Origin of the sequence: Streptomyces sp. NPDC085866, from assembly GCF_044541035.1 — a bacterium.
Lineage (GTDB): Bacteria > Actinomycetota > Actinomycetes > Streptomycetales > Streptomycetaceae > Streptomyces.
In genome coordinates, this window is sequence record NZ_JBITSQ010000003.1 from 109,793 (window position 1) to 121,000 (window position 11,208).

The 11,208-nt window shown below is 72.1% G+C and carries 8 protein-coding genes and 1 pseudogene; 5 read left to right on the forward strand and 4 right to left on the reverse strand.

Translation table 11 applies throughout. The features are described 5' to 3' along the window. Positions 1-4 precede the first annotated feature (4 nt). Positions 5-769 (forward strand): DUF4239 domain-containing protein, encoded by a 765-nt coding sequence (locus ACIF83_RS07310; protein WP_398137938.1) that lies wholly within the window; start codon positions 5-7, stop codon positions 767-769. 97 nt (positions 770-866) lie between these two features. Here ACIF83_RS07310 and ACIF83_RS07315 read toward each other — a convergent pair. Next, positions 867-1,268: pseudogene (locus ACIF83_RS07315) on the reverse strand (hypothetical protein); the annotation flags it as partial. Between the two features lie 673 nt (positions 1,269-1,941). Here ACIF83_RS07315 and ACIF83_RS07320 point away from each other — a divergent pair. Further along, positions 1,942-2,616: a class F sortase gene (locus tag ACIF83_RS07320; RefSeq protein WP_393471331.1), complete on the forward strand. Its 675-nt coding sequence runs from the start codon at positions 1,942-1,944 to the stop codon at positions 2,614-2,616. A 30-nt stretch (positions 2,617-2,646) separates the two neighbouring features. Here the strand turns inward: ACIF83_RS07320 and ACIF83_RS07325 are convergent, their stop codons facing one another. Further along, positions 2,647-3,483 (reverse strand): polysaccharide deacetylase family protein, encoded by an 837-nt coding sequence (locus tag ACIF83_RS07325; protein WP_398137937.1) that lies wholly within the window; start codon positions 3,481-3,483, stop codon positions 2,647-2,649. A gap of 200 nt (positions 3,484-3,683) precedes the next feature. On the opposite strand from ACIF83_RS07325, the gene ACIF83_RS07330 reads away from it, so the two are divergent. After that, a complete protein-coding gene (locus tag ACIF83_RS07330; protein ID WP_393471015.1) occupies positions 3,684-5,138 on the forward strand; it encodes an MFS transporter in 1,455 nt (484 codons plus the stop codon). On the opposite strand, the gene lysX is transcribed toward ACIF83_RS07330, so the two are convergent. Next, positions 5,083-8,361, reverse strand: a complete 3,279-nt coding sequence (gene lysX, locus ACIF83_RS07335; protein ID WP_399724259.1) for a bifunctional lysylphosphatidylglycerol synthetase/lysine--tRNA ligase LysX — start codon at positions 8,359-8,361, stop codon at positions 5,083-5,085. The two genes, ACIF83_RS07330 and lysX, sit on opposite strands and share 56 nt — an antisense overlap. Before the next feature lie 89 nt (positions 8,362-8,450). On the opposite strand from lysX, the gene ACIF83_RS07340 reads away from it, so the two are divergent. After that, on the forward strand, positions 8,451-8,921 hold the full coding sequence (locus ACIF83_RS07340; RefSeq protein ID WP_398137934.1) for a universal stress protein: 471 nt from the start codon (positions 8,451-8,453) through the stop codon (positions 8,919-8,921). Here ACIF83_RS07340 and ACIF83_RS07345 read toward each other — a convergent pair. Further along, complete coding sequence (locus tag ACIF83_RS07345; protein ID WP_393471006.1) at positions 8,857-10,104, reverse strand: MFS transporter; 1,248 nt, start codon at positions 10,102-10,104, stop codon at positions 8,857-8,859. The genes ACIF83_RS07340 and ACIF83_RS07345 overlap by 65 nt on opposite strands. A gap of 103 nt (positions 10,105-10,207) precedes the next feature. Between ACIF83_RS07345 and ACIF83_RS07350 the strand changes: the two genes are divergently transcribed. Continuing rightward, positions 10,208-11,176 (forward strand): LysR family transcriptional regulator, encoded by a 969-nt coding sequence (locus ACIF83_RS07350; RefSeq protein WP_399724264.1) that lies wholly within the window; start codon positions 10,208-10,210, stop codon positions 11,174-11,176. The last annotated feature ends 32 nt before the right edge of the window (positions 11,177-11,208 follow it).

The following is an 11,208-nucleotide window of genomic DNA, read 5'->3' on the forward strand; positions in this document are numbered from 1 at the left end:
CCTGTTGTCGGATTGGCTTGTTCTCGTCCTCGCGATGCTGGGGGCCTGTGCCGTGGTGGTCGTCATCACCCTTGTACGGCACAAGAGGGCTCCCGACGACGAGGACCCCAGCGAGACCCCCGACGTCATCGAGTACATGACGATGTGGATCGGCGTCGTGTACGCCATCGTGCTCGGCCTCGCCATCGCGGGCGTGTGGGAGGCGCGCAGCGCCGCCCAGGACCATGTGCAGGCCGAGGCCCAGGCGCTGCACGAGATCTCGGAGCGGGTGCGGGTCTATCCGCCGGACGTCCGTGACCGCATCCGGGGCGATGCCGACACCTATGTCCAGTACGTGGTGACCACCGAGTGGAGGTCGATGACCGACCACGGGCGCGTCACCGAGCGCGGTACGGAACTGTTGGCGACGCTCCGCCACGACCTGACGGACTATCAGCCCAAGAACGACTTCGAGGCGCAGGCCTACCAGCCGCTGCTGGACCAGATGGCCGCGGCCGACCAGGCGCGCAACGCGCGCGCCGACTCGACCGGGGCGACGATGCCGGGCGTGGTGTGGTTCGGGCTGCTCGCCGGGGCGGTCATCACCGTCTGCATGGTCTTCGCGCTGCAGATCCGGCGCACCCGGCGCGAGTTGATCCTGGCCGGGTTCTTCTCCGCGACCATCGCCTTCATGCTGTTCCTCATCTGGGACTTCGACGCACCCTACAGCCGGGGCATCGCGGCGACCGCCGGGCCGTTCCTGAACCTGTTCCCGCACGTCAAGGGTTGATCGCGGACAGGTCTTCGCCCCGGTCCCCCTGCGGGAACCGGGGCGAAGGCCTGTCTTGCGTGTGGTGCGCTCCGCAGAACGGGATCCGGGGCTCCGGTCAGATCCGCCTCTCCGGGCGGCGGCGCATCAAGGACACACCGCCTCCGATGACCGCCGAGGCCACCAGCCCGCCGCCGATGGCCATGTCGGTCGGCGTGGCGCCGCTGGTGACGCTGCCACCGAGTCCGCCCTGGACGGCGCCCAGCACCGTGAAGGCGTTGGGGCGGGTCAGGGTGCGGCCGTTGCAGTCGACCGTGATGTCGTAGCGGCCGGGACGGGCGTCACGATCGATGGTGGCGATGCCGCGCGAGGTCTCGTCGCGGATCGCCGTCAGCTGGGTGGTGCGGAAGGCGCGGGAGGACGCCGTACCGCCGCGGCAGCCGTCCACGGTGATGGCGATCCGGCCGCCGCCGGCGATCGTGCTGGGCGTGGCGAGGATGTTGCGGGGGTTGCCGTCGCCCCGGCCCCCGTAGTCGTCCCCATGGCCGAAGTCGTCTCCGCGGCCGCCGAAGTCGTCGCCCCTTCCGTTGTTGTCACCCCGCCCGTTGTTCTCGCCCCTTCCGTTGTTGTTCCCCCGCCCGTTGTTGTTCCGATCGAAGTTGTCGCACCGGCCGTTGTCGCCCCGGCCGAAGTTGTCGCCCCGTCCGTTGTTGTTCCCCTGGCAGAAGTTGCCGTTGTTGTTCCCGAGGCCGTTCCCGATGTTGCCGTTGCCCGGGATGGTGATGACGGTGTTCGAGCCGCCTCCGCCGCCCATGCCGTCCGCTACGGCCACGGGGGCGGCCGGCCCGAGCACGGCGACCGCTGCGCACGCGGCCGCCAGGGCACGTTGGTTTCGCATGTGAACCTCCGCGGGAGGCACTCCGGGTCCCGTACCCGGACTATCGGCGAGAAGGCACCTCCCGACAGAACCCTCCGACGCCCGGAACACGCCCGCATGTCGAGAATGGTCCGTCCTGGTGAGCGGACACGCCACGGGAAAACCACACAATCGGATATTGCCGCAGGTCACGGACCGTCAGAAAAATCCTTTCGGCTGCAACTCGTATGGCGCACCAACAGGGTGACGGACCACCCGTTCGCCCGTCGCCCCGTCGCCCCGTCGCTCGTACGGGACTTAGGTTTTTCCCATGCGAATGTCTGCGTCCGTGCTGGCCGAGCTGGCCGAGGAGGAGGAGCGGAAGAGGCGCGCCCCTTGGGGCGTGATCGCGCTCGTTCTGCTGTCCGGCCTGGCGCTCATTCGGAATGGTTCCGGAGAATTCGACGTCGGGCCACCGCAGCCGGCGTCGGCAGCGGCGGCGACAGCGGACGGCGGTGCCACCCCGAGCCCCTTCGCGAGCGGCCCCGCCGCCCTGCCGTTCGCCGCCGCCGACCGGATCCGGATCCCCTCGATCCGGGTCGACGCGCCCGTCACGCCCGTCGGGCTGGACGCCCAGGGCTGGATCGGCGCTCCGCCGCCGGAGGATTCCAACCTGGCGGGCTGGTTCACCGGTTCGGTCTCGCCCGGCGAGAAGGGCACCTCGGTCGTCGTCGGGCACGTCGACAACAAGCAGGGCCCCGCCGTGTTCTACGGACTCGGGGCCCTGCAGAAGGGAAGCCGGGTCGACGTCGTGCGCAAGGACGGAAGGACCGCGGTGTTCGAGGTCTACGGAGTCGAGGTCTTCGCGAAGAACAGCTTCCCGAGCGACCGGGTGTACGGCTCCAAGGGCACGGCGGAACTGCGGGTGATCACCTGCGGCGGCGGTTTCTCGAAGCAGAACGGCTACGACGGGAACGTCGTCGTGTTCGCCCGCCTGGCCTCGGTCGCGTGAGCCGTCGCGACCGGGCCGGCGAGCGCCAGGTCACGACGGACGGCGACGCGGCACGGTGAGCTGATAGCCGGAGTCGAGCAGATAGGGCAGGTATTCGCGGATCGCGTGGACGCTCTGCGACCGGTCGCCCCCGGCGTCGTGGGAGAGCACCACGACACCGGGGGCGGCACCGCTCTCCACCCGGTCGACGATGGTGCCCGTGCCGGGCGTCTCCCAGTCGGTGGTGTCGACGCTCCAGGCCATCGGTTCCATGCCCATGTCGGCGCCCAGTTGGAAAGCCGCCCGGTTCCAGGCGCCGTAGGGTGCGCGGAACCACTGGGGGCGCTCCCCGTAGGCGTCCTCGATGACGTCGCTGGTCCGCTCCATCTCCGAGCGGATCGCCCGGCGGTCGAGGGTGGTCAGCAGCGGGTGCGTGTAGGTGTGGTTGCCGACGACGTGCCCCTCGTCGGCCATCCGGGCCAGCAGTTCCTTGTTGGTGACGACCATCTCCCCGCACACGAAGAACATCGCCCGCACGCCGTACTTGGCGAGGGTGTCGAGAATGTGCGGGGTGTAGCGGGCGTCGGGTCCGTCGTCGAAGGTCAGCATCATCTGCCGGCCGCGTCCGGAGATCTGCAGGATGGGCTCGTGGCGTTCCTTGAGCTTGCGTGGCGCGGTGCGCGGCGGGCCGTATCCGGTGAGCGGCTGGAGGCGGTAGGCGGAGGGCTTGAGCGCCTGCAGGGCCGGTGGGCCGGCGACCGGTGCGGCGATGCGGGCCACCTCGTCGTCGCCTTCCGTCATGACGATTCCGGCGGTGCCCGCGGCTCCCAGAGCGACGGCTGAGGAGAGAAGCATCCGGCGCCGTGTGAACAAATGATCCTTCTGCATGACTCATCACTCGCCCCGCAGGCCTCCGGCGCACCACAGCGACACCGTTGCGGCGGCGGGATTCCACTCGGTCGGCGCAGCACCGGGCGGACTTGTGAACCGCCGACCGGGTTTCTGATAATCGCTCAGTCCGTCTGAAGGTGACCGGTGTTGCAGATGGAGGTCGAGCCGGGTTGGTCGTGCACGGGGGAACGAGTGGAGTGGCCCGCAGGCGATTGGCGGTGGTGCTGCTGGGCGCCGCCCAGGTACTGGTCGTCTTCGACACGACGGCCTTCGCGATGGCGCTGCCGTGGATTTCGGCCCGCGCGCGGATGTCCGTCGACGGGCTGACGTGGCTGATCACCACGTACAGCGTGTGTTTCGCCGCGCTGCCGGTGCTCGCGGTGGCTCTCGGCGAGGCCTTCGGGCAGCGGCGGGTGCTGATGGGCGGGCTCGTGCTGTCGAGTGCCGCCGCCGCGGCGTCCGGGGTGACGCAGGACGCCGGGGTGCTGCTGACCTCGCGGGCGGTACAGGGGGTGGCCGCGGCGGCGATCACGGCCGGTGCGGTGGCGCTGATCGAATCCACGCATCCGGAGGGCCGCAGCCGTGACCGGGCGCTGAGCGTGCACTTCGTGGTGGTCGCGGCGGCCGGACCGGCGGTGGTGCTGCCGTCCACCATGCTGCTGTCCACGATGGACTCGGGTGCGGCGGTCTTCTGGGCCCAGGCCGTCGTCGGTGCACTGCTCCTGCTGCTGGTTCCGGTGGCGCTCACGGAGTCCGCACCCGGCCCCGAGGCCCGGTCCCGGGTGGGCCGCGCCGCGGCGGCCGTCCTCCCGCTGGGCTTCCTCGCCTGGCTCGCCGACTGGCTCGGGGACCACAGCGTGTCCCCGACCACGATCACCGCCGTCGCGGTGGCCGGTGCGCTGACGCCGTCCTCGCTGAGCTGGCTCGGCCGGCGCGGGGATGAGCCGTCCCTGTTCACCCGGCTGTACCGGGAGCGGGCCGCGCTCGGCGCGTACACCGTGATGGCGCTGCTGGCGGCTTGTCTGGCCGGTGCCTCGCTGGTCCTCACGATCGCCCTGCAGATCCTGGGCGGCCTCTCCCCCGAGTCCGTGGGATGGGCCCTGTTGCCCGCCGTCGCCGGTCTGGTGCTGGGCTGGCTGACCCTGCCCGTGCTCGCCGCACGCGTCGGCCTCGCCGCCACGGTCGCGGTGGCCTGCGGTATGGCGGCGGCAGGGTTCGTCCTGTTGAGCCTCGGGGGTCGCTCGTACCACTTGGCCGACGTGCTGCCGCCGCTGCTGCTGCTCGCCTACGGCTGCGGTGTGCTCGCCCTGCCGGTGAGCTTCACGCGGTCCGGGAGCGGCGCGCTGCCCCGGGGGCTGAACTCCTCCCGGCAGCTGGGCGCCGGCCTCGGCGCGTCACTGTTCGTCGGCGTCCTCACGGTCGTCGAGCAGGGGACGTCCATGTCGTACAACGATCACAAGACCTACCAGGCAGTCCTCTCCGGCGCATTCCGGGACTGCTTCGAACTCGGCGTGGCTCTCGCCCTGGCCGCCGCTGCGGTCGCGCTGCTGACCCTGCCCTGGCAGGGCCTGCGGACCACCGCCCCGGATCCGGGCGTCAGCGACGGCGCACCAGCGGGAACGGCAGGGTCTCCCGGATCGTCAGGCCGGTGAGGAACATGACGAGCCGGTCGACGCCGATGCCGAGCCCGCCGGTCGGTGGCATCGCGTACTCGAGGGCGTCGAGGAACTCCTCGTCCAGTTCCATGGCCTCGGGGTCGCCGCCCGCGGCCAGCAGGGACTGTGCGGTGAGCCGGCGGCGCTGTTCGACGGGGTCCGTCAGCTCGGAGTAGGCGGTGCCGAGTTCGGTACCGAAGGCGACGAGGTCCCAGCGTTCGGCGAGCCGCGGGTCGGCGCGGTGCTGCCGGGTGAGCGGTGAGACCTCGGTCGGGAAGTCCTTGTAGAAGGTGGGAAGCTGGGTGCGTTCCTCGAGCAGCCGCTCGTACATCTCCAGGACCACGTCACCGGGGCCGTCGTCGGCGGTGTACGGCACACCGGTCCGGTCGCACAGCCGGTGCAGTCTGAGCAGTTCGGTGCCGGGGCCGATCTCCTCGTCCAGCACCTCGGACAGCGCCCCGTACACGGTCTTCACCGGCCACGGTCCCGAGATGTCGTACTCCCGGCCGTCCTTCCGGGCGACCGGGGAGCCGAAGGCGGCAGTGGCGGCGCCCTGGATCAGCTCGCGGGTCAGGTGGAGCATCACGTCGTAGTCGGCGTGCGCCTGGTAGGCCTCCAGCATCGTGAACTCGGGGTTGTGCTTGTAGGAGACGCCCTCGTTGCGGAAGGTGCGGCCCAGCTCGAAGACCTTCTCCAGACCGCCGACGCACAGTCGCTTCAGGTACAGCTCGGGGGCGATGCGCAGGTACAGGTCGAGGTCGTAGGCGTTGATGTGGGTGGTGAAGGGGCGGGCGTTGGCGCCGCCGTGGATCTGCTGCAGCATCGGGGTCTCGACCTCGAGGAAGCCGCGGTCCAGCAGGCCCTGGCGCAGGGCCTGTACGGCGGTGGAGCGGGCACGGATCACCTGGCGGGCGTCGGGGCTGGTGACCAGGTCGAGGTAGCGCCGGCGGACCTTGGCCTCGGGGTCGGCGAGCCCGCGGCGCTTGTCGGGCAGCGGGCGCAGGCACTTGCCGGTCAGCTGCCAGGAGGTGACGAAGACGGTGGGCTCGCCCTTGTCGCTGCGGCCCGCGCGGCCGGTGGCGGTGATGTGGTCGCCGATGTCGGTGTCGGTCCGGAAACGGTCCAGGGCGGCTCCGGAGCGGTCGCGGGTGAGGGCGAGTTGGTGGTCCCCCGACCAGTCGCGCAGGACGACGAAGACGATGCCGCCGAAGTCGCGGACCAGCATGACGCGTCCGGCCACGGTGACGTCCTCGCCCTGCCGGACCTCGGCGAGGGAGTGGGTGGGGGCGGGCACGCCGACCGGGTACGGGTCGGTGCCGGTGGCGCGCAGGCGGTCGAGCGTGCGGTGCCGGACGCGGACCTGGTCGGGCAGGCCCGCGTCCGGGGCGGCGGGCCCGGCCTCGTCCCCTCCTTCGAGGCCGAGCATCGCCAGGGGCGGCAGGCCCTCGGTGGTGGCGGGTCGCTGCCCCGTCTTCGGGTGCCCCTTTCCCCAGAGTTTGCGCAGGGACGGTACGGAGACGAAACCCTCGGCGATGCCGGAGGCGAGACCGATCCGGGCGAGGGAGGCGGTCTCGCCGTAGCAGATGAAGCGCGGGTACCACTCCGGCTGGAACTTGGCGTTGGAGCGGTAGAGGGCCTCCAGCTGCCACCAGCGGGAGAAGAACAGCAGCAGCCGGCGCCAGAGTCTGAGGACGGGGCCGGCGCCGATGCGGGCGCCCTCCTCGAAGACGGACCGGAAGACGGCGAAGTTCAGCGAGATCCGGTGCACGCCGAGTTTCGGGGCGGCCGCGCACAGTTCGGCGACCATGAACTCCATGACCCCGTTGGGGGCGGCGCGGTCACGGCGCATCAGGTCCAGGGAGACGCCTTCGCGGCCCCAGGGCACGAAGGAGAGCAGCGCGAGGAGCCTGCCGTCGTCGCTGAGGGCCTCCGCGAGGAGGCAGTCGCCGTCGGCGGGGTCGCCCAGCCGGTCCAGGGCCATGGAGAAGCCGCGTTCGGTCTCGGTGTCCCGCCAGGCGTCGGCCTTGTCGACGATCTCCACCATCTCGTGGTCGGTGAGGGTGGCGTGGCGGCGGATGCGGCAGGAGGCGCCGGTGCGGCGGACGCGGTGCACGGCCTGGCGGGTGACGCGCATGTCCCGGCCGTCCAGATCGAATCCGGGCACGTGCAGGATGGCCTCGTCGCCGAGCTGGAGGGCGCCGAGTCCGGCCCGGGCGTAGGCGCGGGCGCCGTCCTCGGATGCGCCCATCACGGCGGGTGCCCAGGCGTGCCGGCGGGCCACGTCCAGCCACGCCTCGATGGCGTGCGGCCAGGCCTCCGGGTCGCCGACGGGGTCGCCGCTGGCGAGACACACGCCGGCTTCGACGCGGTAGGTGACGGCGGCCTTGCCACTGGAGGAGAAGACGACGGCCTTGTCACGGCGGGTGGCGAAGTAGCCGAGCGAGTCCTGGTCGCCGTAGGCCCCGAGCAGGGCGCGGATGCGGGCCTCCTCGTCGCCGTGCAGGGCCGCCTCCAGGCGCTGTGAACGGAACAGCGCGGCGGCCGCGTTCAGCAGGGCGAGCGCGCCGAACAGGCCGAGCAGGAAGGTGACCTTGCGGGGCGGGCGGCCGTCGAAGGCGCTGTTGGACACCAGTCCGCCGCACACCCGGTCGGCGGCCCAGGCCAGGTGCTGGCTCTGCGGGAGGGTGCCCGGGAAGAGCGCGACCAGGCCCCAGCCGGCCAGGATCGCCACGGCGAGGCCGGCCAGCAGTACGCCGAGGGCCCGCCACACGGCACCGCGGCGGGAGGCGGCGTAGAACTCCTTGCGTGCCGTCACCAGCAGGAGCAGCAGCAGGCCGCACAGCACGAGGGACGGCACCGACTCGGTGTACTGGCCGAGGGCCACGCCGAGGATGTCGCCGACCACGACCAGGCCCAGATAGACGACGACCAGCCACCAGGCGACCTTCTTGCGGGCGCCGGTGGCGGCGGCCAGCAGGAACAGGAAGACGGCGTAGGCGAGGTTGGCGCTGATCGGGACCAGGAACAGGTCGAGGGTGCGGACGACCGGGCGCAGCAGGCGGCGCAGCGGGGCGAAGATCGCGAGCAGGGCGCACAGCAGGCCGAGCGCGGCGAAGAGGGCGGCGAAGGCCTCGGGCACCCGGCCGAGGCGTCCGGCGGCGGGCGGGCGTACCGGGCCCTTGGCATCCCTCCGTGCGGCCGGCCCGGCGGTGGCAGTCATGGTTCCGACTGTAGGAAGGGGCGGCGCGGCGCGCCCGTCGAGCAGGGCCCGGCCTCGGCGGGAAGCACTGGTTCCGATAGCCTCGGGATGTGACGGAGCAGCACGAACAGCACGCGCACCAGTTCGAGCGGGGCACGGACGGGCCCAAGGTCATCGTGGTCGGGGTGGACGGCTCCGACTCCTCGATGCGGGCCGCGGCCTACGCGGGCGGTCTGGCCCGGCGGCAGCACGCGCTGCTGGCGGTGGTGTACGTGCAGCCGGTGCTCGCGGCGGGGGCGGCGCTCGGGGCTCCGGTGGCGGAGACGACCGACGAGATCGCCGAGGACCTGATCGCCCAGATCCGGGAGGCGACGGAGCGCGTCAAGGGGATATTCGACGTGCGCTGGGAGTTCCACACCTTCCGTGGCGACGCCTACAACGGCCTGGTGAAGGCGGCGGACGAGCTGAAGGCCGACGCGGTCGTGGTGGGCGCCTCCGAGCAGGCGGGGCACCGGATCATCGGCTCGGTGGCGGTCCGGCTGGTGAAGGCGGGACGGTGGCCGGTGACGGTCGTACCGTAGTCGTCTCCTTCCGGAGCAGCGGCAGGGTCGCGAGGAGCAGGACTCCCGCCAGGGCGATGGCGGTGCGCGGGCCGGTGAGGCTCGCCAGCAGGCCCCACAGGGCGGTCAGCGCGGCCGTGGTGGCCTTGCCGGTGATGGACCAGGCGGACAGGGTGCGGGCGACCCGGTCGTTCGGGGTGCATTCCAGGCGGCGGGTGGCGTACACGGGGTTGTAGACGCCCGAGCTGGTGATCACCCCGAACTCCACGGCCATCACCAGCAGCAGGCCGGGCAGGCCGGGCCCGACGAAGGCCAGCCCGAGGGGCCAGACGGCACGCAGGGTGCCCGCGGTGCGCAGTACCCGCCGCCGGCCGTAGCGGGCGACCAGCGGGCGGGCCAGCCGGGAGCCGAGGAGTCCGCCGAGGCAGGGCACGGCGAAGGCGAGGCCGTACTGCCAGGGGGCGAAGCCGAGCGGGCCGAGCATGAGGACGGCCAGCGGTGGTACGGCGACCATGATCAGGGCGTTGACCGCGAGGTTGTTGAAGAACAGCGGCCGCAGGGCCGCACTGGTGAGGATGTACCGCCAGCCGTCGAGCAGGTCGGCGGCCCGCAGGCGCTCCACGCCGGTGCGCTCGGGGCGGGGCTCGCCGCCGCCCACGGCCCGGATGCCCAGCGCCGACAGCAGAAAGCTGACCGCGTTCGCCACGACCGTCGCGACCGGGCCGAACAGGCCGATCGCGGCGCCGCCGAGGGGCGGTCCGAGGATCAGGGCGGTCCAGTTCGTGGACTCGAACCGGGAGTTCGCCGTGAGCAGCCGGCCGGCCGGGACGAGCGTCTTCAGAAAGGCGCCGGAGGCCGCGTTGAAGGTGATGTCGGCCGCCGCGACGATGATCGACACCAGCAGCAGCTGCCCCAGGCCCAGGCCGCCGAGCGCGTAGGCGGCGGGGACGGTGAGCAGTGCGGCGAACCTGGCCAGGTCCATCGCCATCATCACCGGCCGCTTGCGCCGGAACTCCACCCACGGCCCGAGCGGCACCGCCGCCACGGCGCCCACGGCGGGCCCGGTCGCGGCGAGCAGTGCCACCTCGGCCGGTCCGGCGTGCAGCGCGAGGACCGCGATCACCGAGAACGCGTCGAAGGCGAGATACGTGCCGATCGCACTCGCCGAGTACGCGGCCCACAGCCACCCGAACCGCCGTCCCATGAACAACCTCCCCGTTGACCCGGGACATGAAATCGGGCAGGTGGCCGCCGAAGCAAACAACCTCCGGATCAGGCATCACAACCATCGGTTGTACGGTGGTGAAGTGGACCTCAAGGCAGTGCGCACCTTCGTCACCGTGGCCGACTCGGGACAGTTCCAGGAGGCCGCCGCCGTGCTGGCGGTCACCCAGCAGGCCGTCTCCAAGCGGATCGCCGCGCTGGAGAAGGAGCTCGGCGTCCGGCTGTTCACCCGTACCGCCCGGGGTGCCGCCCTGACCGTCGACGGTCGGGCCTTCCTGCCGCACGCCCACGAGCTGCTGCTGGCCGAGGAGCGGGCCACCGCCGCCGTACGGCCCGGGCGGCGCGCTCTGCGGGTCGATGTGATCGGCCCGCGGCTCGCCCCCGCGGCGCTGCTGCGCGACTTCCACGAGGCGCACCCGGAGGTGGCCCTGGACGTCGTCACGCTCTTCGACGTGGACTCGGCGCTCACCGCCCTGCGCTCCGGGACGGTCGACGCGTCCTTCCGTGCCGTCGCCATGCCCGGACGGCCGCTGCCCAGGGGCGTCGAGGCCGCACGTGTCCACGACGAACCGATCCAGCTGCTCACCGGCCCGCGGCACGCCCTGGCCGGACTCCGCTCGGTCTCGCCCGGGGACCTGGCCGGGCACCGGATCTGGATGCCGGGCATCGTGGACGGCACCGAGTGGGCCGCCTACTACGCCTCCCTCGCGGCCGAGTTCGGGCTCACCATCGACTCCTCGGGCCCCAACTTCACCGGGGCGGTGCAGGACGCGGTCGCCGAAGACAGCACCCTGGCGACCCTCGTCAGTGAGCAGACCCGGCTGGTGTGGCCGGCCGGCCACGATCTGCGCCGGATCCCGCTGCTCGACCCGACACCCGTCTACCCGCACTCCCTGTTGTGGGTCACCGCCAACCCGCACCCGGCGCTCGCCGCCCTGCGCGCCCACCTCGCCGGCCGCCGCCCCGCCCGGCCGCAGGGCCGCACCTGGACACCGGACTGGACCGAGCCCTCCGCGCCCGTGCGTGGCGTCTTCCGTACGCGTCTGCCCTGAGCCATCATGATCCGCCGTCAGCCGTTTGCCAT

Bases quoted from the DNA above. Each gene is read 5' to 3' on its own strand.
- ACIF83_RS07320 (WP_393471331.1), top strand. From the start codon at position 1,942: ATGTCTGCGTCCGTGCTGGCCGAGCTGGCCGAGGAGGAGGAGCGGAAG.
- ACIF83_RS07325 (WP_398137937.1), bottom strand. From the start codon at position 3,483: ATGCAGAAGGATCATTTGTTCACACGGCGCCGGATGCTTCTCTCCTCA.
- lysX (WP_399724259.1), bottom strand. From the start codon at position 8,361: ATGACTGCCACCGCCGGGCCGGCCGCACGGAGGGATGCCAAGGGCCCG.
- ACIF83_RS07345 (WP_393471006.1), bottom strand. From the start codon at position 10,104: ATGGGACGGCGGTTCGGGTGGCTGTGGGCCGCGTACTCGGCGAGTGCG.